23 protein-coding genes are annotated in these 24,054 nt (G+C 45.9%); 11 read left to right on the top strand and 12 right to left on the bottom strand.

The features are described 5' to 3' along the window. Window positions 1–1,068: an ABC transporter substrate-binding protein gene (locus MKZ07_RS27480; RefSeq protein ID WP_036693038.1), complete on the bottom strand. Its 1,068-nt coding sequence runs from the start codon at window positions 1,066–1,068 to the stop codon at window positions 1–3. Between the two features lie 750 nt (window positions 1,069–1,818). Further along, window positions 1,819–2,976, bottom strand: coding sequence for a 5-methyltetrahydropteroyltriglutamate--homocysteine methyltransferase (locus MKZ07_RS27475; protein ID WP_036693042.1), 1,158 nt, complete (start codon window positions 2,974–2,976; stop codon window positions 1,819–1,821). Window positions 2,977–3,198: 222 nt separating this feature from the next. Between MKZ07_RS27475 and MKZ07_RS27470 the strand changes: the two genes are divergently transcribed. The 5 genes from MKZ07_RS27470 (at window position 3,199) to msrAB (ending at window position 7,894) form a co-directional block, all read left to right on the top strand. Next, complete coding sequence (locus tag MKZ07_RS27470; protein ID WP_036693044.1) at window positions 3,199–3,741, top strand: hypothetical protein; 543 nt, start codon at window positions 3,199–3,201, stop codon at window positions 3,739–3,741. Between the two features lie 76 nt (window positions 3,742–3,817). Next, entirely contained in the window at window positions 3,818–4,522 is a 705-nt protein-coding gene (locus MKZ07_RS27465; RefSeq protein ID WP_036693045.1) for a response regulator transcription factor, read from the top strand. Further along, entirely contained in the window at window positions 4,522–5,562 is a 1,041-nt protein-coding gene (locus MKZ07_RS27460; RefSeq protein WP_036693047.1) for a sensor histidine kinase, read from the top strand. The genes MKZ07_RS27465 and MKZ07_RS27460 overlap by 1 nt, the downstream gene beginning before the upstream one ends. Before the next feature lie 43 nt (window positions 5,563–5,605). Beyond that, window positions 5,606–6,322: a cytochrome c biogenesis CcdA family protein gene (locus MKZ07_RS27455; protein ID WP_341028743.1), complete on the top strand. Its 717-nt coding sequence runs from the start codon at window positions 5,606–5,608 to the stop codon at window positions 6,320–6,322. An 18-nt stretch (window positions 6,323–6,340) separates the two neighbouring features. Further along, window positions 6,341–7,894 (top strand): bifunctional peptide-methionine (S)-S-oxide reductase MsrA/peptide-methionine (R)-S-oxide reductase MsrB, encoded by a 1,554-nt coding sequence (gene msrAB / locus MKZ07_RS27450; RefSeq protein ID WP_341028740.1) that lies wholly within the window; start codon window positions 6,341–6,343, stop codon window positions 7,892–7,894. Window positions 7,895–7,990: 96 nt separating this feature from the next. Here the strand turns inward: msrAB and MKZ07_RS27445 are convergent, their stop codons facing one another. Continuing rightward, the gene (locus MKZ07_RS27445; protein WP_341028739.1) at window positions 7,991–9,094 is read right to left on the bottom strand and encodes a slipin family protein; all 1,104 of its coding nucleotides are present in this window, start codon (window positions 9,092–9,094) and stop codon (window positions 7,991–7,993) included. 31 nt (window positions 9,095–9,125) lie between these two features. Between MKZ07_RS27445 and MKZ07_RS27440 the strand changes: the two genes are divergently transcribed. Continuing rightward, window positions 9,126–9,323, top strand: coding sequence for a hypothetical protein (locus tag MKZ07_RS27440; RefSeq protein WP_341028737.1), 198 nt, complete (start codon window positions 9,126–9,128; stop codon window positions 9,321–9,323). 799 nt (window positions 9,324–10,122) lie between these two features. Here the strand turns inward: MKZ07_RS27440 and MKZ07_RS27435 are convergent. From MKZ07_RS27435 to MKZ07_RS27420, 4 genes are all read right to left on the bottom strand, one after another. Further along, window positions 10,123–10,959: a copper amine oxidase N-terminal domain-containing protein gene (locus MKZ07_RS27435; RefSeq protein ID WP_339222253.1), complete on the bottom strand. Its 837-nt coding sequence runs from the start codon at window positions 10,957–10,959 to the stop codon at window positions 10,123–10,125. A 54-nt stretch (window positions 10,960–11,013) separates the two neighbouring features. Further along, window positions 11,014–11,337 (bottom strand): nucleoside triphosphate pyrophosphohydrolase, encoded by a 324-nt coding sequence (locus MKZ07_RS27430; protein WP_339222252.1) that lies wholly within the window; start codon window positions 11,335–11,337, stop codon window positions 11,014–11,016. A gap of 5 nt (window positions 11,338–11,342) precedes the next feature. Further along, window positions 11,343–12,029: a nuclease-related domain-containing protein gene (locus tag MKZ07_RS27425; protein ID WP_339222251.1), complete on the bottom strand. Its 687-nt coding sequence runs from the start codon at window positions 12,027–12,029 to the stop codon at window positions 11,343–11,345. Window positions 12,030–12,171: 142 nt separating this feature from the next. Further along, window positions 12,172–12,627, bottom strand: a complete 456-nt coding sequence (locus tag MKZ07_RS27420) for a hypothetical protein (RefSeq protein ID WP_339222250.1) — start codon at window positions 12,625–12,627, stop codon at window positions 12,172–12,174. Between the two features lie 193 nt (window positions 12,628–12,820). On the opposite strand from MKZ07_RS27420, the gene MKZ07_RS27415 reads away from it, so the two are divergent. From MKZ07_RS27415 to MKZ07_RS27400, 4 genes are all read left to right on the top strand, one after another. Then, window positions 12,821–13,075, top strand: a complete 255-nt coding sequence (locus MKZ07_RS27415; RefSeq protein ID WP_339222249.1) for a helix-turn-helix domain-containing protein — start codon at window positions 12,821–12,823, stop codon at window positions 13,073–13,075. A 791-nt stretch (window positions 13,076–13,866) separates the two neighbouring features. Continuing rightward, entirely contained in the window at window positions 13,867–15,189 is a 1,323-nt protein-coding gene (locus MKZ07_RS27410; RefSeq protein WP_339222247.1) for a DNA cytosine methyltransferase, read from the top strand. Continuing rightward, window positions 15,143–16,246 carry a DNA cytosine methyltransferase gene (locus MKZ07_RS27405; RefSeq protein WP_339222246.1) on the top strand — a complete coding sequence of 368 codons (1,104 nt, stop codon included), beginning with the start codon at window positions 15,143–15,145 and terminating at the stop codon, window positions 16,244–16,246. Before MKZ07_RS27410 ends, MKZ07_RS27405 begins: the two co-directional genes overlap by 47 nt. Beyond that, window positions 16,224–19,481 carry an N-6 DNA methylase gene (locus tag MKZ07_RS27400; protein WP_339222244.1) on the top strand — a complete coding sequence of 1,086 codons (3,258 nt, stop codon included), beginning with the start codon at window positions 16,224–16,226 and terminating at the stop codon, window positions 19,479–19,481. Before MKZ07_RS27405 ends, MKZ07_RS27400 begins: the two co-directional genes overlap by 23 nt. A 705-nt stretch (window positions 19,482–20,186) precedes the next feature. Here MKZ07_RS27400 and MKZ07_RS27395 read toward each other — a convergent pair. Further along, window positions 20,187–20,561 (bottom strand): hypothetical protein, encoded by a 375-nt coding sequence (locus tag MKZ07_RS27395; protein WP_341028732.1) that lies wholly within the window; start codon window positions 20,559–20,561, stop codon window positions 20,187–20,189. Between the two features lie 54 nt (window positions 20,562–20,615). Here MKZ07_RS27395 and MKZ07_RS27390 point away from each other — a divergent pair. After that, window positions 20,616–21,388 (top strand): IS5 family transposase gene (locus tag MKZ07_RS27390; RefSeq protein WP_341027176.1). Its coding sequence is split into 2 segments (ribosomal slippage): window positions 20,616–20,946 and window positions 20,946–21,388, totalling 774 coding nucleotides; the frame shifts between segments, so codons are not numbered across the junction. 217 nt (window positions 21,389–21,605) lie between these two features. Here the strand turns inward: MKZ07_RS27390 and MKZ07_RS27385 are convergent. The 4 genes from MKZ07_RS27385 to MKZ07_RS27370 all read right to left on the bottom strand — a co-directional run bounded on the left by MKZ07_RS27385 (window position 21,606) and on the right by MKZ07_RS27370 (window position 23,897). Further along, on the bottom strand, window positions 21,606–22,067 hold the full coding sequence (locus MKZ07_RS27385; RefSeq protein ID WP_339222241.1) for a hypothetical protein: 462 nt from the start codon (window positions 22,065–22,067) through the stop codon (window positions 21,606–21,608). Between the two features lie 127 nt (window positions 22,068–22,194). Further along, window positions 22,195–22,506, bottom strand: a complete 312-nt coding sequence (locus MKZ07_RS27380) for a sigma factor (RefSeq protein WP_339222240.1) — start codon at window positions 22,504–22,506, stop codon at window positions 22,195–22,197. A 210-nt stretch (window positions 22,507–22,716) separates the two neighbouring features. Further along, entirely contained in the window at window positions 22,717–23,493 is a 777-nt protein-coding gene (locus MKZ07_RS27375) for a hypothetical protein (RefSeq protein WP_339222239.1), read from the bottom strand. 95 nt (window positions 23,494–23,588) lie between these two features. Then, window positions 23,589–23,897, bottom strand: a complete 309-nt coding sequence (locus tag MKZ07_RS27370; RefSeq protein ID WP_339222237.1) for a hypothetical protein — start codon at window positions 23,895–23,897, stop codon at window positions 23,589–23,591. Between the last annotated feature and the right edge of the window lie 157 nt (window positions 23,898–24,054).

The following is a 24,054-nucleotide window of genomic DNA, read 5'->3' as shown; positions in this document are numbered from 1 at the left end:
TCAGTTAGCTCCAAGCAGCGCTTCCGAGGCCTGATCTACAATAATATTGATCGCAAGGGGACCATAATACGCGATCCAGAGCGTTGAATTCACATCATAGGCACGGTTATTCTTCACTGCATCAAGGGATTTCCAGATCGGACTGCTGGCCAGAGCCTCTGCCTCTTTGGCGAACAGATCATCTGAGAGCAGAAAATAGCGATCTGCCCCGATATCAGAGACAGTCTCCATCGATATTTCAACCGAGGTATCATCCTTGATCGCCTGAACGAACGCAGGCGCCTTTAATCCCAGATCCTCATACAGAATGCTTCCAGTACGGTGCTCAGGACCATGTACACGGATCCCTTCCGGTCTCGGGCGAATCAGCGCGACCGTCTCGTCGCCCAGCTTCGCCGACAGCTGCTCACGCAGTCCGGTGATTTTATCCTCATAGGCCTTCTTCACCACTTCGGCCTCTGCCTGCTTACCTGTTATTGTACCGATGGTAGCCAGCGTATCCCGCCAATCCTCATAGAAGTCCAGTACGATTGTAGGCGCGATTTTACTGACACTCTCATAAGCCTCCTCCTGAAAATCAGTCATCAGGATCAGATCCGGGTTCAGCGCCACAATTGCTTCCAGATTGGGCTCATCGCGTGTACCCAGGACCTTCACACCATCCATCTGAGCACTCAGATATTCCGGGAACTCGTCCTTGGTTCCAGCAACCACGCTGCCTGCCGGCTTCTCTCCAAGCGCGATCAGCTGATCGGCGAATTTCACGTCAAGCACAGCGATCACCTTCGGCTTCTCCGTCAGCGTATGTTCACCTTTCATATCTTTAAGAGTAACCGGGTAGGCTGCTGTCGCCTGTGCCTCCGGTGATGCCTGCGCCTGTGCTTCAGCCGACGGAGACGGTTCAGCTGACGCAGACGGCTGTGCGGCTGTCCCTGCATTAGCTCCCCCTCCAGATCCGCAAGCTGTCAGTACCAATACCAGTGCCAGCATCCATACCATGAATAATCCTGATTGCCCAGCGGCGAATTTCTTCCTGCCGGCCTCTTGTTTCTGTGTTGCTCTGTTCACACTGACTCCCCCTGTTATGTATTATGTGATAATGATTTTCATTATCATAATTGTTAAAGCGAGTATATCCGATCTGCTGCCTCTGTTTCCATGTACTTTTGCGACATTACAGCCGGATAAATGCGACATGTTGTTTAGCTATATAAATTGAACTAATATTTTTTTCTTTTGGGATTGGCCGTGACTCCAGAGAAGTTTTGGACTTCCGGCCGCTGTTGTGTTTGAATTTCTTGATTAAAACTGCTACGCGCAGTGGAAATCCAAACACAGCCTATGCTTACGATGCGAGCTTTCCTGCGGAAAGCCTTCAGGCGGGCGCTTCCGCTCCTACAGTTCCAAAATTCCCCTCCGCCACTTTTCCCTTAACTTTAATTTTCAAGTTTAATCTATATAGCAGGTGATATAGACCGAAACATTAGGAAATCACCCTGTCGGGTGAAGGATGCGATGCCTTCTCTTACCAGCCGCTTGTATAGAGAATTGTTGCAATTCTTGCAGGATTCCTCTTTAACTATTACTTACTGAATGTACAATGTTGCATTATTCACACAAATTTCGGTGTTTAGAGCAAGTTAGCACTGGATTTGTTGCATTTCGTGCAGAATTTCAGCGTAAGACGCTTCTAATGGGCAGCAATGTTGCATTTCTTGCAGGAATCCTCTATACATGTTACCTAAACAATCAATAAGCCCGCATCCTGTTGCCAGATGCGGGCTTGCTTTTATGAACAGTTGCTGCCTATTAATGAAGTTAAGCCCAGTATTGCTGAGCAATCTTTTGCCCCTGTCTGATCTTCGCCCATTGCTCCGCTTCCGTCAGCTCATTACCCCCGTCGCAGGACGCGAAGCCGCATTGGTGGGAGAGCAGTAATCTCTCCTTCGGAATGATCGTGGACGCTTCATCCAGCATGCGGAGGACACGGGTCTCATCGTCCAGCGTACTGGTTTTGGAAGACAGCAAGCCTAGTACAATTTCCGTCTCCGGTCTATCCTTGAACACGGCAAGTGCCTCCAGCGAGCCCGCGCGTTCGTCGTCCCACTCCAGGAAGAAGCGGTCGTACTTCAGCTGCTTCAGGAACAGGTTGGCAATCTTCACATAAGAGCCGCCGCCCATATTCCGGGAATCATAATTCCCGCGGCAGTTATGGGTCCACATAAGCAGCCCCAAGCTATGTCCGTAATCAATAATGGTGTTGTTAATATCGATGAACTCTGTAGCGAGACTCTGTACTTCTTCATGGTTGATTGCCTCACCGGTAAAGGGCGAATTCGGATTATCGTCCGCGAATAGCTCCCAGAGGCAGTCGTCGAATTGCAGAATCTTACCGCCAGCGGCTGCGAATTCCCCTACAAAATCCTTATATGCCGTCACTAGACCGGCCTTCAGCTCATCACGGTTCTGGTACACTGCACCTTCGCCGCCAAGGTTATCCGACCAGGACAGCTCTCCGAAGATATGGGACGGCGAAGGCACGCACAGCTTCGTCTCCCTGTCTCCCGCATGCTCTTGAAGCTGGCGGTACGCCTGAAGGAAGTGGTGATTCTTACCGCCCAGCTCGCCTGTGATGCGCAGACCGATGTCTTTGCGCGTCTCGTATTTGGAGGTGCCGTCAACGTCTCTGAAGAAATACCCGTGAGGCGCGATATAGCGCTCCATCCCCTGGAAGCCCCACGCAAAGTCCAGATGCCACATCGACTTGGAATACTCTCCATCCGTCAGAATCGATAGCCCATTCTCCTTCGCTTGCTCGACTACCGACTGAATCGCCTTCGCCTCACACTGCTCATAGCCCTGGAAATCCCCGTAAAAAGGATACTGAATATCGTCCCGGTGTTCAATCTGCTGCTTATATTCTAATAGCTCCGCCGGACGCAGCAGGCTGCCTACGATCTGAAATCTATCACACATGATTAGCCCTCCTCTAGTTCCACTGTTCTGTCTTTGTGTATAAATTCTAGCATGGAGTACGGCATTAGACGTAACACTTATAACTGATATCTGGCTATAGGGAGAAGTTATACGTTCTTTGCGCCGCCGTAATACAATCGTAAGATTTCGCTTAGAGAATCGTAAGCTCTCCCGTTTATTCTGTTCCATGTAACCACTACAAAGAAATGGAGCGTGATTAGCATGGGTAACAGCAAAGCAGGCAAACGGTTCATGATAGCGGCAGTATTGGTTCTCTCTCTGGCGGTGTCCGGCATCTCCGGTGCGGCGGCAGGCATCAAGACGATGAAGAAAGACGGCATGGAGCTGATGAACCTAAGACAGGCCGCCATGATGTACGGCTACAGCATTGAATGGAACAGCAAGGACCGCTCCGTCTCGCTGATGTACATGGACAAGATGATGGACGACAGCAAGACGATGGACGACAGCAAGATGATGGACGATGGCGACATGATGGACGATGGCAAGATGATGGACGACAGCAAGACGATGGACGATAGCAAGATGATGGATGACGGCAAGATGATGGATGACGGCAAGATGATGGACGACGGCATGATGCCGATGGGCAAGATGATCAAGGTTATGATTGGGTCGAAAAAAATGATGGTCGACGGTAAGACGGTTAATCTGAGCATGGCTCCGGCCCTGTACGATGGCAGCACTTATGTGGCGGATACGGTAGTGACCATGTACATGAAGCCTGCCAAGGCCATGAAATAAGCCGGACTGAGCCGGACCCCCGCCATATGATATGATGGAATCAAATGGATTTTGGACAGATATGGGGTGGGTTAAGATGAATGAACGAGTGCTGGTCGCGGATGATGATCCGAATATTACCGATGTGTGCCGCAGGTATCTGGAACGGGAGGGGTATCTGGTCACCACCGCCAAGGATGGCTTGGAGGCGCTAGAGCTATGGCGCAGCCAGTCTCCAAGCCTGATTGTGCTTGACTTGATGATGCCGCATAAGAATGGCTGGGAGGTATGCAGCGAGATCCGGCAGACCGAAGATCTCCCGATCATCATGCTGACGGCGCGCGGCGAGGAGCAGGACCGGCTGATGGGGCTGACGATGGGGGCGGATGATTATCTGACTAAGCCCTTCAGTCCAAGGGAGCTCGTACTGCGGGTGCAGGCGATTCTGCGCAGAATGAGAGTTGTCCAGGTATCGCCGGCTACCGCCGCTGAGCACACAATCAAGTACGAAGGACTGACCCTCGATGTCGGGAAGCGTACGGTGGAGATCAGCGGGCAGGCGATTGACTTGACGGTGACCGAATTCGAAATGCTGTATCTGCTGGCGAGCCATCCGGGGCAGGTGTTCTCCCGGACGCAGATGCTGAGCAAGATCTGGGATTTCAGCTATGAAGGAGATACGACTACCGTTACGGTGCATATAAGAAGATTACGCGAGAAGATCGAACAGACTCCCTCCGACCCGAAATACATCAAGACGGTCTGGGGAATCGGATATAAGTTTGCGGGTGATGGCATCTGATGAAGCTGCGCACCTATCTATTATTGTCCAGTCTCACGGGGATCGGCGTATTGTTGATCTGTCTATTCGTCAGTTATTCCCGGATGCTGCTGACCATTGATCAGCTATACTATCTGTCGGGCATCACAGCCGGGATCGGCGTGTTCTCCTTCGTCCTGCAGCATCTGCTGACGCGGCCGGTGGAGAAGTCCATTGCCCGGATTACGGAGCAGACGGTACGGATTGCCGAGGGGGATTTCCACACCGAGGTCCCCACCATCGGCCCGCACGAGTTCAAGCTGATGGCCCGGCAATTCAATGAGATGAGCAGTAAGTTAAAAGAGAGCTTCGACCATCTCCACCAGTCCGAGTCCGCCCGGCGGGAGCTGATCGCCAATGTCTCCCACGATCTGCGGACCCCTCTTGCCTCCATTCAGTCGTTCGTAGAAGCGCTGGAGGATGATGTGATCAAGGACGAAGAGACCTTCCAGCGGTATCTGAATACGATCCGGCTGGAGACGAAGCGGCTGGCGGGGCTGATCCAGGACCTCTTTGAACTATCCAGCCTGGAGGCCAGCGGCGGAACCTTCGACCCGCAGCCCTGCCATGCGGATGAGCTGCTGATCAGCACGCTGGAGAGCTTCTCCTTCCATCTGGCGGAGAAGCGGCTGAAGGTCGAGATTGAGCTGCCGGAAAAGCTGCCCGCGGCCCTGATGATGCCCACGCAGATTAAGCGGGTGCTGTCCAATCTTGTGCAGAATGCGGTTCAACATTCTCCTGAAGAAGGCCATATCGTGCTGTCCGCCGCCGAGGAAGGCCCGTTCCTGCGAATCGCTGTGAGCGATGAGGGTCAGGGAATTGAAGCTGCGGAGACCTCACGGATCTTCGAACGGTTCTACCGGATAGATAAATCACGCAGTAAGAATAGCGGAGGCGCCGGACTGGGTCTTGCCATCGCACAATCCATTGTAGAACTGCATGGCGGCAAGATCGGCGTAGAGAGCACTAAAGGTTCTGGAAGCTGCTTCTGGTTCACGGTCCCCATCTACACCAGCCGGTAAGCCTTAGCTTTAGAGAAGCGTATTCATATAGGTGGTGATAGAGATGGCTGGTGATTTTGTATTCCTGTTCGGCGTCTTCGGCGCAGGGGTATTATCGTTTTTTGCACCCTGTATTCTGCCGCTGCTTCCGGTCTATGTCTCGTATCTGTCCGGAAGCCTGGCGGGCAATGTGAATCAGGGAGGGGTGGACGCAGGCTCCTTGCGGTTCCGTTCGGTATTCATGCTGCGGACCCTAATCTTCGTGCTTGGACTATCTGTGGTCTTCATCACCCTGGGCTTCGGCTCCGGCATTCTTGGCAATGTCATTTCAAGCTCCAGGTTCATTGCCGTCTGCGGAGTGATTGTCATTTTATTCGGAATCTACCAGACCGGACTAATCAAGATCTCCTGGCTCGAACGGGAAAAAAAGCTGTCCAGTCCCCGCGCAGCACGTGGCGGCTATATCGGGGCCTTCCTGCTCGGCCTGACGTTCAGCTTCGGGTGGACGCCGTGCATTGGCCCGGTACTCGCGGGCATTCTCAGTATCGCTGCCGGGGAGGGCTCCCCTGCTTATGGAGGATTTCTCATGCTGTTGTACACGCTGGGTCTGGCAATTCCCTTCCTTATACTATCCGTCTTCTCGGAAGTTCTGGTTAAGCGGATTCGCCGCTTGTACCGGTTCATGGGCGGGATCAAGATCGCCTCCGGCTGTATGCTGATCGCCATGGGGCTGCTGCTAATGACAGACCAGCTGAATACGATTGTGAGCTGGATTCAATAACGGGAGGAGGAATCAGGCATGAAGAAGACATGGAAGTGGATGGGATATATGCTGGTGATTGGCGGCTTGCTGTCGATCCTAGCCGCATGCGGCGCGAAGCCTGATGCGGGAGCAGGCAAGGCAGACTCTGCCGCAGCCATGAGCAAGGGGAAGCCTGCACCCGCCTTCGCCTTGAACGATCTGAAGGGCGCTTCACTCAAGCTGGAGGATCTGAAGGGCAAGAAGGTCTATGTGAAATACTGGGCCTCCTGGTGCTCCATCTGCCTTGCCGGTCTGGAGGAACTGAATACGCTGGCCGGCCAGGAGAAGGACTTCCAGGTGGTATCGATTGTAACCCCAGGCTACAAAGGCGAGAAATCCGCCAAGGAGTTCACGGACTGGTTCAACAAGCAGCCGTATGACAATCTGACTGTGCTGCTCGATGAAGACGGGACATGGGCCAAGGAGTTTCAGGTACGGGCGTATCCCAGCTCTTTTTATATAGATGAAGAAGGAATGCTGGTGAAGTCCCTCCCGGGTCATGCCTCCAACGAGCTGATTAAGGACACCTTCGCGGGAATGAGCTCCACCTCAGCTGCCGCCCCGGTTCCAGCGGTCAAAACCGCAAGTATAGCCGAGAAGGATCTGCGTAGCCTGTACCTGGCAGGCGGTTGCTTCTGGGGTGTGGAAGCGTATATGGCCCGCATTCAGGGAGTTCAGGATGTCACCTCAGGCTATGCCAACGGGAAAGGCGAGAATCCGACCTACGAGGATGTTATTCGCGGGGACCGGGGGTTCGCGGAGACTGTGCATGTGAAGTACGATCCGAAGCAGGTCACCCTGAAGCAGCTCCTGGAAGCTTATTTCAAGGTTGTTGACCCGACCAGCCTGAACAAGCAAGGCAATGACCGGGGCGTTCAATACCGGACAGGAATCTACTATTCGTCCCCGGAGGATGCAGCTGTTATCCAGCAGGCTGTAGCACAGGAGCAGACCAAGTATGACAAGAAAATCGTAACCGAAGTCCTTCCTCTGGAGAACTACTATCTGGCGGAGGAATATCATCAGGACTACTTGGCGAAGAACCCGAACGGGTACTGCCACATTGACTTAAGCATCCTGGACGAGCAAGAGCCGGTCATCGACCCGGCCCAATACCCGCGCCCTTCCGACGCAGAACTGAAGGAGCGGTTAACTGCCGATCAATACGCGGTAGCCGTCAAGAATGACACGGAGCGTGCCTTCAGCAACGACTATTGGGATAACTACGAGGCTGGCCTGTATGTCGATATCGCCACGGGTCAGCCCCTCTTCTCCAGCAAGGATAAATACGACTCCGGCTGCGGCTGGCCCAGCTTCACCAAGCCGATTGCCCCGCAGGTCGTCACCTATGATACGGATACCAGCTTCGGCATGGAACGCACCGAGGTCCGCAGCCAATCCGGCGATATCCACCTGGGTCATGTCTTCGACGATGGTCCTGCGGACCGCGGCGGCAAACGCTACTGCATCAACAGCGCCTCTATCCGCTTCATCCCTCTGGACCAGATGGAGGGGGAGCATTACGGGTATTTGACGGGGTTGGTGAAGTAGATTAAGCGTAGTCGTACCGATGTAAGGAGCTTCTCATACAATAAGAATCGCCCTCCACTAGCTCATAAGCTGAGCTGTGTGGAGGGCGATTCTTGTCTATTTACTTGCGCCGATGAGCGAGCTTAACCGCTCCAGCAGATCACCGCCGCCGGTGACCGAGATGGAGCCGATCCGGTCGCAGATTTTCTCCAGGAATTCCAGCTCCTTGAGCCGGAAGAGCGTCTGATTCTCATCCATCAGCTTCGCTGTATTCAGCAGGCTGCGTGTCGAGGCTGTCTCTTCCCGGCGGGTGAGCAGGTTGGCCTGGGCTTTTTTCTCAGCGAGCAGCACGGTGTTCAGGATGTCCTTCATGTCTCCCGGCAGAATTACATCCTTCACCCCTGCCCCGAGGAAGCGCACCCCGAACTCTTCCTCCTTCTCCCGGATACGGTCCAGAATGAACGTCGTCAGATCCTCCTTCCGCTTCAGCAGATCGTCCAATCTCAGCGTCCCGACATACTCGCGCAGCAGGAGCTGAAGCTGGATATGAATCTGCTCATCGAAATCCTTCATCTCCAGGACACGGTGCGGACTTACGATCCGGTACTGGCAGACGAAGTTCAGGCGCAGCGTAACCTTATCTTCCGTCATCATCTCCTGGCCAAGCAGATCCATCTGCTGCTGTCTCAGATCGACCTTCTTGGTCAGCACCGAGACCGGTCCCTTCCAGAAATAATACTTCCCCGGCGTCAGCTCCCGCTGAAGCGTATGATCATAGAACAGGAACCCCAGCTCGTGGCTGGCAATTTCGCAGCTCTGCACATACGGCGTAAGCTTGGCGATGATCGAGCGGTCGATCCCGGCGGGCAGCTCCGGCACACGAATGTCCGTGTGGACGAAGGTGTGCTTCCTCAGCAGATTCCAATACGCATACACCCCCGGCTTCAGCAGCTGCATGAACTGACCATCCTCATAGTGCAGCACATTCTCATGATCCTGTACCCGGACCACCTCAAGCTCCCGCAGGAGTTCATCATCCTGTAAGAACAGCTGCAGGTCCTTCCCGCCAGCGCTAAAAGGCTTGGCAATATCCAGTACCACCACAGTATGCTGCGACCAGGAGAAATAACGGTAGGTTCCCGGCAGCAGACGCTTCACATAACTTCCCTTATGAAAGAGCAGACCGCGCTGGTCCGCTTGAATCGTGATTGGCTTCAACATCGTATGTATTACCCCCTTCATGATTGGACCAATGGAAGACAGAATCCCGCTGCGGACCCGGACGGAATCACGCTTGAGACAGCCCGTCTGCCGGGAGATCCGGGAGGACTACCTGAGACCTGAGCTGACCCAACCTTCAGCCAGCCTTCGTTCTCTTCTGTCCTTACCTCAGTCTCCGCAAGCTTCCCTGCTGCCGGTATCCACAGATTACAAAGCCCTGCCACAGTAGCGCTAGACCAGCCGCCAGGGATTCTGTCCATTGGTTTCCTTACTCAGATTGTGCTTCAATGTGGCTCGATGGAAATCGAGTAGTGTAACCAACGTCGCTGTGAAGGCGATCGGGGAATCGAACCCCTTATCTGCTCTTACCGCAACGGACCGTACAGGATACCGTAGCATACATGCCGGCACTGCGGGATCACCTGAGATCCCCGCCTCGTTACGTCCGCCCGGATAAGAACCGGTTGTAGGATGAACGCTCTTGGCGTTACCTTACAGGGTCTATCATCGCTGATATCCAGCAGGGCGAACATGGCGGAAGTATTACGATGGGAGAATAAATTTCCAGAGGGGGATTTTAAGAGGCACAGAAAAAAGCCCAAAAGCAGGTGTTGGCTGCTTTTGAGCTTGGTTAGGGGTTTGTATATTCAAAATTACTACAAAAAAATAGACCGCCCTCTCCAAAGGAATCGGTCTATTTCTTGACTGCTATTCCGAAAGCCACCGCCCTTAAAAGTGGATACTGCTTCGAGAGTCGTGTATCGAGCACGGCTCTCTTTTTTCATTATCTGGTTGTGTTGATTCTCTCTTTCCACAAAAAGAATCAGGCCACCCCGGCCAACGGTAAGCGTCCTATTTCAATGGATAACCTTTAGAAGCCGCCGCCCTTATAAACGGCTATTGCTCCGAGAGTCGTGTTACCAGCACGGCTCTCTTTTTATTATACTTTCTCCTGCCTATTGCACCGCTCTCTTAGAATTTCTCATTAGCCCGAGCCCACTCTTCCGTGCCTGGCCTCCTTGTTTTCTTTACTCAATCCGTGAATTAAAAATCACATAATCCGGCGCTGTGGGCACATTAATCGTGAATGACAAGGCTCCTGCCTTGGGAGTCGGCTGCGAAGGCCCGGGAAGCTGCCGGACTACGGCCTGTCCTTGGCTGTCCACAGCGACCAACTCCAAGCGGGAAGCACCCTTGGGAATGACAAACCCGGAAGCATTAATCACACTGAGACTCAGCCGGAAGCCCTTGCTATCAGCAGACTGCGTCAGTAGTGTCGGATAAAAGGGATTGTGGTGCTCCCCTCCCAAATCTCCAAACGGGGTCACGCTCTGCCAAGACTTGGCCTGCGGCAATTCCGTATCTCCCCGGCCCTGCACTATCAGTACTTTGAGTCTGAGCACCTTATACATGTTCTCCCATTTCACCTTCTTTAGCCCAGTGAGGATCGGGTTCATGGGCGCAAACAGTACGCCTTCCAGCAGTTGTGGGGATGTCCCCAGCGCTATTGTACTGCCGTCTTTGGTTACCGCAGTGGCCTGTCCGGCCCGCAGTTTCCCCACACTCTCCCCAAGAAGCGATACCGTGGTGCTCTTTGTGACGGCATCATACGTCAGCTGTGCACCCAGCGCACCTGCGAACGCACGGACAGGTACCATCAATTTGCCTGCCTGTATATAGGGCGCCAGCTTACCTGGAAACAGCACATATTGGCTATTGATCAGCAGCGGACTAATCTGGTTCCCCACTACCGGTGCGGCCTGCGCCGGAGCCGCCGTATATATGACCGGCAACAGACCGGCGCACAGCAGCATAATCAAGGTTTTCATAGCCAGCCGAAAGAATGGATGATGGCGATCATTCATAATTGTTCTCTCCCTTTGTCGTGAATAATTTGAATAGAATTAAATGCCTAGTGTCTACTCCGTCACTTCAATTAGAAAAGTTCGATCTGCAAAGCCTCCACGTTCCTCAGCTTTCTTTGCCCTTACCTTCTCTAGATCTTCAGGCAGGATCTTATGTATTTGAGCAAGAGCATGAACCACCTCAAGGATATCGGCCAGCTCTTCCACCGCCTCTGCATCACCAGCAGCTTGATTATACTCTTCTACCTCTTCACGAAGCTTCTTTTTCAATTCAGAAACATAGGATTCGTACTCCAACGTTATGCAATTACAGTCCTTACCCGACTCTTGAATAATCTCAGGGATTTTGTCGCGAACAAGCTTGTTGTAGATCGTCATTTCATTCAGCTCCTTTTCTTGATTTTGTCCACATGAAGCTTACGAATCTCAGCATCGGTGATGTTGGCCTGGACCAAATAATCATATATAGTTTGGGCCAGTGCCGCAGAAATAGGAGGCTCAGGGTTCCCCAACTTCAAACTGATCAGCTTCCTAGAGATAAACTCACTTAATTCCACATCATACACAACCATTTCGTCCGAGTGAATCTTCCGTAGCTCCGGGTCAATACTGAAGCGACATCTCATCGTGAATGAAATCATAGAGATGTATTTTACGGCAGCTACATCTTTTAGCAGACTCTCAATGGCCTTGATATGCCCATAGTTCTGCTTCAGCGGATTATACATCTTATACCGGTTACTCACCGACCATTGCTGATCCGCCCGCCCACCTTTAATTTCTCCAATGTAGTTTTTCGTCTCAATAACAAATACGCAATATGGGGAAATAACAACATGATCAATCTGGGCGTAGCCTGTTCTAGATTTGGGATTAGGGAGCAGCAGATCGCTTAAGAATTTACAGTCCTTAGGTAGCTGGTCAAGCTGAATGTTAACTTTATGCTCGCCTAGCTGACCAATTCGGGTGGGAGCAACCTTGGGCTTAGCCTTTGGAGTATGTGCCTTATGTAATGCCTGTGGCGGCTTAGAATCTGATTTTCGGAAGAGTGCCCTTAATGCCTCAAACATAGCCCAACCTCACATCCTCTGGATTTACAATATATATGGTAATTCGACAATATGGGAAGGATTCCCTTCCATTAGTGAGCATAAGAAAAGGACTGTCGCGTGAACAGCCCAAACATGTGTAAGCTTATATTTTTATCGTATCTTATTCCGAGAGAACAGAAGGAGCAGTAAAGGCATTTGCAAGCTGCATTCCATCCTTGAGCCCCTGTAGATATAGACGTTCATTAAGAACGGCTTGCTTTAATTGAAGCTTATTCTCCCAATCCTCAAATTGCGGCATACGTGCAATATCTATGGAGTCGAACAACGCCTGAAACGCCTCGTTCTCTTCTTCAAAAGCTTGTCTAGGCTCCGACTGATATTCTATTTGTGCAGTCACTTCGTCTAAGCGTCCCTGAATCGTCTGTATAAACCATGCCGGAAAACTCACTGCATCTCCCCCAGAACAGAAGTTTAAAAGCAAACTCTCTGAATATCCGTTCTTCTCGTGATACATCCGATTAATAAGTTCATCCACTTTACGACTCTGAGTCTGAAGTGCCTCATTGGTGCTTAACGGAATTCCTTGCTCCATTAGTTGCTGCCCGAGTTCGTCCAACTTGCGCTTCTCCTCCTCGTACTTGTGCATTAAATTGTGCATTGCATCCTCACCTTTCTGGCAAAGCTATAGTTGTAGACGATGTATAAAATTTTTAATGCGTTTATCGGTTTATTTTATTTTAATTCGATATTCGCATTAAAACAACTCCTACCTCGCATACAATTCAGTTAAATTGTGAGGTGACACGGAAATGAGACATCGCAAAGAGCCCCCTGGTGACAAAAACATCATTGGGAGCCGAGTTGTATCAATTCGCAAAGCTAATAAAATGAAGCAGAAAGATTTTCTTGCTCGGTTACAAACCTTTGGATTGGACATTAGCCCGACCAGTTTATCAAGATTGGAAGGTCAACATAGGCTTGTACAGGATTATGAAGTGGTGGCTGTTGCGAAAGCACTGGAGGTTTCGGTTGGGGAGTTGTTGGGAGATAGTGAAAAGAAATAAAGATAACTCTACTTACTGTTTACTGCAGAATTAAAAATACTGATTTAATCTTTCAACATTGAGGCAAATATATTCCTTCTTTAAGAATTCTATTTGCTCTTTTTTCATAGCTATAGTCATTTGATTTGTTCATTTTCACGCCTTGAAAATGAGATATTTTCCCAAAAATACTTAATTTGATATAATTAGTTATTCAGCATAACAAATCGATTGACCTACATGGATAACTTTACAACTCCTATGATTTCAAAAGGCTTCATAGCCAAATAATCGCTTTATACATCTTATATATTGAAAATCATACCTATTCATCTCCCCTTTTGATACGAACATATGTATGCTATAATTGTACAAGTTAATAAAATGTCGTTGTACGTTCATAAAAAAGGGGCGTAATGTAAGAAGATTTTCATAAGGTCTAGATCCTAGAGAGTACGTATATCAAAAAAGCGTTTTCTATTGGGTGGATTGGACTTAAATCTATGTTTTCAACTAATTTATAAAACCCAAAATAAACATGTTTTCCCTTTGATCATTTCATAAGAGATCAAATTTAATTCATTTTAAATTTTCATTAAACATTAAAATACAAGTCAAAGTCTTGTATAATAATCACAAGAAAACTTGTTAATAAGGATCAAATACTCTGGTATTAATGAAAGTTAAGTACAGAGAGAATTCTCGCACTAAACCAGAGAAAGTTCACGTTAAAAGTTAGCATAAGTTGCTAAAACTAAAGTTTTAAGTTTGCCCACTATTAATAATAAATAAAGTTTCTTTGAGGTGTGAATATGCAAACACAAGAATTACTTCATAAAGCAATTTCCAAACCTGTTGGTTCAGAAGATTACAGGGATTATAAGACTATCTTGTTTAAAGAATGCGAAAGAGAGTTGCAGAATTTTGAACCGCTGAGTATTGGCGAGACAGCCCTTAACCCTATTCAAGTACTTGACTTTTTTAGCGGTGCAGGAGGAACTTCTCTCGGATTCGCTGCAATAAACCGTCTTTACCCAGTTTTCCGTTTTCTTGGAGGTTGCGATATTAATTCAATGTCTGCCGCTAGTTATAGTAAAAACTATGGAACCCCATTAATAAATGAAGATATTCTTGAAATTTCTAAAAATAAAAATAGTATTAGGAGCTTTTTAGAAAGTATAGATTTTAATCCTAAACTTCCAACAATACTAATTGGTTGTGCTCCATGTCAGGGATTCTCCTCTCATAGAAAAACACGATGGGATGAGGAAGACGATGATAGAAATAACCTAGTAGTGGCTTTCTCTCGTATTGTTTCAGAAGTGAATCCCGCCGTCTTTATCATGGAAAATGTCCCTGAATTTCTATCTAATAAGTATTGGAAATATTTCAGTAAAGCTAGATCAACTTTTCTTGATGCAGGTTATACAGTAAAGCAACACATTCACAATGCAGCCGAATTTGGTGTGCCCCAGGCACGTTTTAGATCGATCGTTATTGGAATGAAAAAAGAATTTTTGTTGCCTGAGGGCATATATACACCAGATTCATTTAAGACCGTACGAGATGCAATAAGTTCCTTAAGTACAATTGCTGCGGGTGAAACATCCCAAGAAGATTGGATGCATAAGGCTGTTGCCCATAAGCCAAGTACTCTCGAAATAATTAGGAAGGTGCCTCATGATGGCGGTAAATTACCCCAAGGAATTGGCCCGGAGAGCTTAACTAGGATTAAAGGATTTTCAGATGTTTACGGAAGACTTAGTTGGGATAAACCTTCTATTACAATTACTCATTATGCCCGGAATCCTGCAAGCGGACGATTTACACATCCTGTTCAAGATAGAGGGATTACCGCAAGAGAAGCTGCTCGCCTTCAGAGTTTCCCAGACGGTTTTACATTCGAAGGGAAATTTGATGACATTTACCGTCAAATTGGAGAAGCTGTCCCTCCGCTTATGTCATGCGGCATTGCGTCAAGCGTTTTGATTGAATTTCTTTCATGTGAACCAACCGAAGCTCAATTAAGTGCTGGTATTCAACCTCAAGATTTACCCGTGAGCAATTCTTACTCGAATGTTATTTCAGATGTTAAAAGTAAAAGGGGGGGCAAAAATGCGGTTAACTTGTGTTGATAGCTTTTCAGGTGCAGGAGGCCTATCATTAGGTCTTCAGCAGGCCGGACTTGAAGTACTACTTAGTTTTGATATTGAATCTAAATGTATCGATACAATTAATAATAATAACAAATACTTCTCACACCCTGCGATAAGTGCAGACATAAAGGATATGCTCGGAGGACGGTTGTTAAACGAGATCGGTTTAAGACAAGGTGAACTCTTTTTACTCGCAGGCGGGCCACCATGTCAAGGGTTTTCCGTTCAACGTATTGGCGAAGATCTTGACAGCAGAAATGATCTTGTTCTTCAATACGGAAGCCTCATCGACGAAGTTCGACCAATGTTCTTCGTAATGGAGAATGTATCAGGCCTACAAGGAAAACGAGGTAAAGCAACTCTTACTGAACTGATACGCCATATGGAGGACATCGGCTATGTAATTCATAAGGAACTTATAAATGCAGAAGACTATGGCATACCTCAACGCAGGAAGCGCATTATTTTGGTTGGAGAAAGACGAGATATAGGCTCAGAGTATACTTTCCCAAAACCAACGGGCAAACGGCAGACAGTACGTGAAACAATAGAGTTCTTACCCGAGCCCCCAAAAGATGGAACTACTCACCCTGACTACCTTCATCACAGGAGAGATCGACTTTCTGATAAAAATATTCAACGCCTCATGGTATTGAAACAAGGCCAGGGACGTGATCACCTACCTGATGATTTATTGGCAGATTGTCATCGGATCGATAGTGCAATTATAGGCCACCGAAATGTATATGGCAGAATGTCATGGGACGATGTAGCACCTACTATTACAGCACGTTTTGATAGCTTCACTCGGGGAATGTTCGGCCACCCAGAGCAATTGAGGAGCATATCACTTTGTGAAGGAGCTTTATTGCAGACTTTCCCAATCGATTATAAGTTTTCTGGTACAAAAGTTGAAATTGCTCGACAGATAGGAAATGCAGTCCCTCCAACACTCGCAAAAATAATTGGTGGAAGCATTATAGAATATTACCTTAGAAAAGAGGTAAAAGCTTGTGTCTTATCAGGTAATTATTAAAAAATATTTATCAAGCCTCCAACAAGATTATCAAGACTCATTATCAGGTAATCAACATACTGCCGAGCTCTCTTTCAGGCCTCCTTTGGATACTATGTTTAGAGAGCTGGCTACTGTTCTTAACGGAAATCCAAATATTGTAGTTATACTAGAACCTAAGAACCAAGCTCGTATGGGTAGGCCTGATTGGCGAATGCATGACAGAAATACTCTAGGTGTATACGGATATATTGAAGCTAAGGGCTTAAGCCAGAATACTTTTGATATTGCACCGTATGAAGAGCAATTTAATCGTTACCTTTCATTAGGACACAAGCTAATAATTACTGATGGCATTGACTTTGTTTACTCATTTACTGATGGCATGAAACCAAAAGTTGTTTCATTGATTGATAAATCGCTTATACTTCAGTCTGATTGGTCTTCTATTACTCCAAATATAGAATTCGAGCACATGATGCGTAGATTTTTTTCGGAACCATCGCCTCAGTATTATGACGAAGGATCTTTGGTGGAGCAAATTGCAATCAGAACACGTTATCTCTCAGATGAAATACTTCGTTTTTCGTCAATTCCATTAGATGAGGCAATGGATACTGAGGAGAAAAATGCAATCATTTTGTTAGATGGGTTAAAACAATTAGTTTATAACCATAACGATTCTAATATGCGTTTTGACAGTGTGTTTGCAGATTTTGCAGCTCAAGTCATTATGTTTACAATTTTATTTGCACATCGAGTTGAATGTACTGATGCTGATTCAGCAGTAGAAAAAGAAAGAAAAATTAGAGAGTACCTGTCCCGTGAAATTGTGGAAGGACAAGTTCTTCGCCCATTCCTTACTATCATTCATTATATAAATAACCAAGAAGATGAGAGTAGTTTCATTCTTTCCTGGACTGATGAGTGTATAAGCTTCCTATCATTCGTTCACATGACTGAACAACAAAGACAACATCCTGATTATCATAAGCTGTTTGAACTATTTTTGTCTAAATTTGATGCTCGTTCTCGCTTTGACTATGGTGCGTTTTATACCCCCATTGAGCTAGCTGACTTTATAGTTAGATTTACCGAAACTATCACAAAACGTTCTTTTGAAGGAAATAGTATTTTTTCAGACGGGAACATAATTATTGATCCATGTTGTGGAACTGGATCATTTCTTGAAAGTATCAGAAGAAACGATGCGAAAAAGGGAGCTTACTTGCTGTGCGGCTATGAAATATTACCCGCTCCATATATGCTTGCGAATTACCGAATGGCGATACTTGATACAGAGATTAACGAATCACGTTCCCACAATGAATTGTTACTAGCTAACACATTAAGCAACTACCTATTTGGTACGCCTGTAAACCCCCTTACGGTTGAGGGATATGAGTTAAATAGAGCTTACGAAATAGCTTCAAGGCCTATAACTCTTGTCATTGGAAACCCTCCATCCTCAGATTCATCGAAGATTAACACAGGAGATGATTTTTCTGTAATCCTGGACCTTATGGATGATTTTAGACCACCGGTTCAAAAACGTCATTTACGCCAGAATATTCAAAAGCAAATTAACAATCCTCACTTACAATTTTTGCGTTGGGCCTGTGAGAAACTTGATACTGCTCAAAATCATTCTGTTTTAGCATTAATTGTTCCCTCTAGTTTTCTTGAAGCCGATTCTTACAAGTTTGCTAGAAAGTACATTATTGAACATTTTTCTAATATGTGGATTATATCGATAGATGCTGATGCAAGAGCCGGCATTCGTTCAGATAGTTTATTTAATACCCAACAAGGACGAGCTATACTTTTTGCAACGCGTCGTTATGAGGAAACTTTGGGAGTAGAAAAATATAGGTACTATGATCTCTCCCGGTTTGCAAAATCAGATAAAACAAAAACACTTGCGAAAAGTGCTGATGAAATTTTTGGAATGCTCACTGAACATGATATAGACGAAGCTAGTTATAGCTTATGTCCATCGATACCTTTTAATCATGAAATTTATTCTTCATTTTGGCCTGTAAGCAACGAAAATGATGAGATTTCGATCTTTCAGCAATATTGTTCTGGTATAAAACTAGCCCCAACTAGTATCTTCACGCACTTAAAAGCACCTATGCTGAAACGGAGAAGCAAGGAAATTATGTTCCGGGGGAACGCTGCTGCTAAAGAGTGGATGGCGCATCAAGATAAACCTCCTAAAGACGAGGAGATAAGTTTCTTTGCCAATGAATTGATTTCTCACGGAGATCCGCAAGCCGTTGACACTTTGCTTAACGCCAATATTGTAAATTATGCTTTTAGACCTTTTTTGACTATGAAAGCATTTTTATGGCAAGACCTATTACACAAATTTAGTCGAGTTGGTGGTGGTGGGACTCGCAGAAGACCCGAAATTAGTGCTGCATTCAGTGCAAAAGGAACTATCGGATTTGCACTTTCTCATTCCCCTAAAGACCAAAAGGATAGGCTTAGACAATTTGCTTCTTTTTGTTGGTACCACCCTGATAATGATTTATGTAGAAGAGGCAATTCTTATATTTACCTTAACCAATATCCTGTGAAGGGAACACGAAATAGAGTTATAGAAAACAATATTCATCCTAAATTGGGAGTGCTCTTATCTCAATTATTAGCAGTCCCTATAAATAATATAGCAACGGAGATGGTATTTTATACTTTTGCCGTTCTTTGCTCCCAAGTATATCTGGACGAGTTTGAAGGTGCTTTGTTTACAGTAAATCGTGCTGATATGCGTCCACGAATTCCTATTGTTAATGATGCCGATGTATTCCGTCGATTAAGTTCGCTTGGACAACAGGTAGCGGAACTTGAAAAACGAGACTACTTTCCAGCAAATCATATGGGCTTTGATTATGAAGCTATTCAGGCAGAAATTCCAGAGGGATTCAAATTAAAACTCCTGGATCATCTTTTCGATGAAGAGCGAGAGATTTTAATTCTTACGGACGGATTAACTAAAGTTGAGATCCCCTGCCCTTCTTACATTCAGAGTATCAATATTGCTGGTTATGATATCATTAAAAACGTTTGGATGAAATTTAACTCTTATAACTTTACCCATAGTGTTTTTTCACCAAATGACGTTATAGATTTGCTTAATTTAATTAATAAATTAATTGAATATGTATCTTTGGTTGGACAAATTGACGTAGTAATTCACGACATTATTGAAGGGGCCTACCCACTCTTATTACCTACTGAGGGTAAATCCTAAGAGAATTAAACGCCAATGGTTGATGTTTATGATAAAAGAACGCGCTATTCTATTATGCAAAAGATAAGGTCCAAAGGTAACAAATCAATCGAACTACATCTGATTCACTTGTTTAAGGAACACAGCATAACCGGATGGCGACGTAACTACCCGGTGAAAGGACATCCTGATTTTGTATTTTAGATCGGCAGATTGCTACTTTTGTTGATGGGTGCTTTTGGCATGGACACACTTGTCGAAACACACAACCCCAAGAAAATGTTGAATATTGGGATGAAAAGCGTTCGCATAATATCTTACATGATAAAAAAGTCATAAATATTTTCAATAGCTGTGGCTGGACTGTCATTAGAATCTGGGAGTGCGACCTAAAAAAGAAAAATCAATATCAAACTATGCTCCGACTTAAAGAATCTATTGATAACAAAAGGTATTTTTCTGATACTCATAATTTCTTTTGGCAGCCAAAATGTAATTGTTAAATCTCAAGCGTTCTTTATACTCTATGTTGACCAAGAAAAATAAAGAAGACGTACAGGAATTCCCTGGCGTCTTCTTTGCTTTTTTTTGAGTCTGGTCACAATACCTTCGAATTCAGGAAAACCATGAGCTTGGCCTTAGGGCGTGTCTTAAAACTAATTTTTGATATGGTCTTCATTTTTGGTTTTTCAATATTCGTTCGCTACTTTTGTTCTAGAACCATATTTAGAGTTGAAATTCCGAATTGGAGCTGGTAACTGCCTTTGAAGTTATTGCCTTCACAAAGGTTTCTTTACTAGTTTGGATCGCTAGTTCTTTTAATTTGTCTTTCCCTTTAATAATGAAAAAAGGTGTGCCAGTAACATAATAATTCGAAAAATTGTTCGGTGTTATTTTTTCGCCTGTGATAGAGTAACTGGTAACTTTTCCGATTTCCAACTCAACTTCACTGGCAGATACGTTTTCGTCAGTTACTAAATAAATTTGGTCATTCCATTTTAAGATAGGAGCTGCGTTACTTTGAGAGGATTTAATCTCTGTAAAGGAAATATCCTTCTTTGTTGTATTAGGGCGTGTCTTAAAACTAGATATTGCTTCCAACGCATAACCGTAGCATAATTTTACAAGGACGCAATTACGAGGAGCTTGTAAAAGATGCTAAGACGCCACGAAATCAAAGACCCGGACTGGGAAAGGGTCAAAGAACTGTTGCCACCTGAAAACAAGGGTGAAGGCAGACCCTCAAAACCCAATCGGGTGATGCTTAATGCCATGCTTTGGAAAGTCAAAACAGGGGCACCTTGGCGTGATCTGCCAGAACGTTTTGGTTCTTGGAAAACCGTGTATTCCCGGTTTCGTTTATGGAGCAATGACGATCTTTTTCAAAAGATATTTGAAGCGCTCGCCAGCGATGCAGACTTGCAGGATGTTTCTCTAGACAGCACCTCTTGTAAAGTTCACCAGCACGCAGCGGGGGCTAAAAAAGGGCTGAAAATGCCGCAACCAACCAAGAAATCGGACTTTCCCGAGGGGGACGCAATACCAAAATCCACGCTGTAGTCGACGCGCTAGGGAATCCGATTCGCCTATTTTTAACGCCTGGAAACATCCATGATTGTACGGCAGCGGTCGAAGTCCTGTCAGGGGTAAGCTTGTCCGGAACCGCTATTTTAGCCGATAAAGCCTACGGAACGGTAGAGATTCGAACGTACATTGAATCCCAAAACGCAACATACTGTATCCCGCCCAAATCCAATGCCGCAAATCCTTGGACATGTGATTTTTACCATTATAAAGAACGCCATGTAGTGGAATGTTTTTTCAACAAACTCAAACAATTCCGCGGAATCGCAACACGCTATGACAAGCTTTCTCGAAACTTTTTAAGCTTTGCCTTTCTCGCTTCCGCGATGATTCTGTTGAAGTAGCTTCAATATGATTAGTTTTCAGACACGCCCTAGATTCTTGAGAATTTGAGCAAGCGATCAATAGTAATAATAGAGAAATCCCTATTAATTTTTTCATGTTATTCCTCCATAGAATCTTTATTTTCTTCATCCCCTCAGATGATGATAAAGGCATTTGGGGGTATCAAAAACGATGGACAAAAAGGCGCTCCTTCGAGAACACCTTTTTGAATATAGTTTATTTAAAATAATTCTCTAGCTTACTGATTATTTCAGCATTGCTGGTTGAATACTGACGTAGTCTATTCTTTGTAGCCTTACCGTCAAATAAGGAGATATTCATTGTGTTATATATATCAATCCCGAATCTAGCCTCCTTATTTACATATATCCGAATGGTATACGTATAGGGATCAAACTTAATTTTTCTGTCATGTGCATTCTTCAAGTCTAACTTATCGAACTCAGCTATGATCTTATTTATTTCTTCCCGATTTTCAATTTTAATTTCATCTTGAGTAACTTCAACACCTGAAGATCTTTGGGTGATATAAATGGTGGATACTTCATTAACATTAATTTTATCAGTTACTACTTTCTTAAAAGAAGTCGTCTTCTGAGCATTATATACAAAAACAGATGCAACCAAAATAATGATTAAAGCCCCGATTCCTATAAGGTACTTGGTTTGTTTTTTCATTATAAATTCTCCTTCTTTATCGCTTGATTACATTCATGTTTCCATCAGCCACCCTCTTCCCTTAAAACCCGCAGCACCCGCCCCCTAGCTCTCGATATATACTGCCGAACATGCTGCGTGGGAATATTCAAGAGCTCCCCGATTTGTTGATTGCGGCTGCGAGATCAGGGATTTGCTCTGCTACATCGTTCTTCAAGCCGGTATAGACCTTCCTGGAACGGCGGGTGCGCCTTCGGATATGGTCATAACAGTAATGCTTAATGGTATTGACGACATAAGAGGTAACTTTGCAGCCGCTTAAGGAGCGCAATAGAGATGTTTTGGGGATCAGCTTAATAAAAGCTTCCTGAATTAGATCATCAATGACCTCTTGATCCTTAATAATATTAAATGCTTTCTTTCTCATTAAAGGATAGTGGTTCTCATATAAATTCTTCATGAATGTTCTATCATCATCGGGTTCACAAGCCTTTAGAACGCGAAGTGAAATTTGTAACCCCTCCCCATATAATCCATATTAATTCCATTTTTAATCAATTATACCCTTTTTCCTGGTGATTCGGGCTCGTGAATAATAGGCTGGCGCAGAAAAAAAGAACGCCACGGCGTTCTCTTAATCATTCAGTATCACGTAGCTTCTAATGTCTCTCTATCTTCGATTTCGGACAAACCATGAACTTGGACTTAACAGGACAATGGTGATCACCACCACCGCCCCAAGCAGCATGATGTTCCAGCGGTCAAAGGTCCGGTAGAACAAATCCGGTGAGAGGTACGCTCCATTCTGATACAGTACGTCGTCAATATACCGTGCAAAGGTATGCTTCCCCTGGTCCAGGGTCCAATGTTGCTGACGTACAGCAGCACGAAATGGCTTGTTTGCTCTAATCGCTGAATCCAATACAGCCTCTAAGCTGTCCATTTGCACATAGTAATACTTCTCGCTCAATGCAGGATTTGCATCCTCTGCCGTCTTGAACGGCCGGACATACCGCCAACCCTTCTCATAAGTAGGATAGCTGGTATAGCCGTACCCTAACTCGTAGAATGAGGAGGCTTGTGTTCCTTCCGGAATGGCCTCAATCATCGTACCCTTCGGGATTTCTAAGGCAACAGGAGTTTCGCCGGATGGAAGCTCAGTATAATACTGCAAGGTTACAGGTGCTTCTATACGATGTGTTAAGGAATACGTAGGCTCTGCAGAAATGCCGGGAAAATAGAAGCTATACGTGCTCAGGTCCATTTGCTCCAGCGGAATGCCTTGTCCATAGGGACTGGCAGTTGCCGCAGTAGAGAAGTCCTTACGTAATTGATGGTTGTGATACAATGCGGAACCTGTGCGGTAGACAATAATGCACAAGAGGATAATGACCGTCAACACGGCACACCACGATAGCAATGATCTGGAAGCAGCGGGAACAGACATGTCATTATCCTCCTTATCGGTTCAGTTAAGCTAATTAACCTTTACGGTGAAGCCGGTAGGCTCAGCGTAGTAATCAGGCGTGCAGTACATAACCTTTATTCAAACCCATCCTCAGGCTCCCCCACCTCAAACCCTAATACCTTTGTAGCTTCTGCTTTAAACCTTCCGATCCAAGAATCCCAACCGCTCTGATCCATCTGCGCATAAAATGATAACCCGCTTGGCTCAACGGATGCCTGAATATAAACCTCATCCTCTTCCTGTCCATACCAGTGTGGAATTCCGTCTATGTACCCGATCCAACCAGGCATACGCTCATATAAGTTGGCAACTTTATTCCATACTTCATCGGGTAGATAATACCATATGTTCAGATTGCAATTATGAGAGGTTATTTCATTCATTTGCCTTCCTCCTTAGCCTCCAACCTTCAATTAAGCATCCCTCACATCGTACCATATATTGGAATTCATGTACTACCACGCCTAGCCCGACCAACAGAAATACCCTCATGCTGCACTCCTTCAGACTGATGTCAGGCATTATTTTCAACCCGCCCAT

The organism is Paenibacillus sp. FSL P4-0338 (assembly GCF_038002365.1).
Taxonomy (GTDB): Bacteria; Bacillota; Bacilli; order Paenibacillales; family Paenibacillaceae; genus Paenibacillus_AQ.
The sequence above is the reverse complement of the archived record's forward strand: the minus strand, read 5'-3'. Positions and strand labels throughout refer to the sequence as shown.

Coding starts and splice junctions, on each gene's coding strand:
- MKZ07_RS27385 (WP_339222241.1), bottom strand. CDS start 22,067: ATGAAAAAACAAACCAAGTACCTTATAGGAATCGGGGCTTTAATCATT.
- MKZ07_RS27430 (WP_339222252.1), bottom strand. CDS start 11,337: ATGACGATCTACAACAAGCTTGTTCGCGACAAAATCCCTGAGATTATT.
- MKZ07_RS27445 (WP_341028739.1), bottom strand. CDS start 9,094: ATGTTGAAGCCAATCACGATTCAAGCGGACCAGCGCGGTCTGCTCTTT.
- MKZ07_RS27460 (WP_036693047.1), top strand. CDS start 4,522: ATGAAGCTGCGCACCTATCTATTATTGTCCAGTCTCACGGGGATCGGC.
- MKZ07_RS27465 (WP_036693045.1), top strand. CDS start 3,818: ATGAATGAACGAGTGCTGGTCGCGGATGATGATCCGAATATTACCGAT.
- MKZ07_RS27410 (WP_339222247.1), top strand. CDS start 13,867: ATGCAAACACAAGAATTACTTCATAAAGCAATTTCCAAACCTGTTGGT.
- MKZ07_RS27375 (WP_339222239.1), bottom strand. CDS start 23,493: ATGTCTGTTCCCGCTGCTTCCAGATCATTGCTATCGTGGTGTGCCGTG.
- MKZ07_RS27475 (WP_036693042.1), bottom strand. CDS start 2,976: ATGTGTGATAGATTTCAGATCGTAGGCAGCCTGCTGCGTCCGGCGGAG.
- msrAB (WP_341028740.1), top strand. CDS start 6,341: ATGAAGAAGACATGGAAGTGGATGGGATATATGCTGGTGATTGGCGGC.
- MKZ07_RS27435 (WP_339222253.1), bottom strand. CDS start 10,959: ATGAATGATCGCCATCATCCATTCTTTCGGCTGGCTATGAAAACCTTG.
- MKZ07_RS27405 (WP_339222246.1), top strand. CDS start 15,143: ATGTTAAAAGTAAAAGGGGGGGCAAAAATGCGGTTAACTTGTGTTGAT.
- MKZ07_RS27415 (WP_339222249.1), top strand. CDS start 12,821: ATGAGACATCGCAAAGAGCCCCCTGGTGACAAAAACATCATTGGGAGC.
- MKZ07_RS27455 (WP_341028743.1), top strand. CDS start 5,606: ATGGCTGGTGATTTTGTATTCCTGTTCGGCGTCTTCGGCGCAGGGGTA.
- MKZ07_RS27370 (WP_339222237.1), bottom strand. CDS start 23,897: ATGAATGAAATAACCTCTCATAATTGCAATCTGAACATATGGTATTAT.
- MKZ07_RS27470 (WP_036693044.1), top strand. CDS start 3,199: ATGGGTAACAGCAAAGCAGGCAAACGGTTCATGATAGCGGCAGTATTG.
- MKZ07_RS27425 (WP_339222251.1), bottom strand. CDS start 12,029: ATGTTTGAGGCATTAAGGGCACTCTTCCGAAAATCAGATTCTAAGCCG.
- MKZ07_RS27440 (WP_341028737.1), top strand. CDS start 9,126: ATGGAAGACAGAATCCCGCTGCGGACCCGGACGGAATCACGCTTGAGA.
- MKZ07_RS27380 (WP_339222240.1), bottom strand. CDS start 22,506: ATGAAGAATTTATATGAGAACCACTATCCTTTAATGAGAAAGAAAGCA.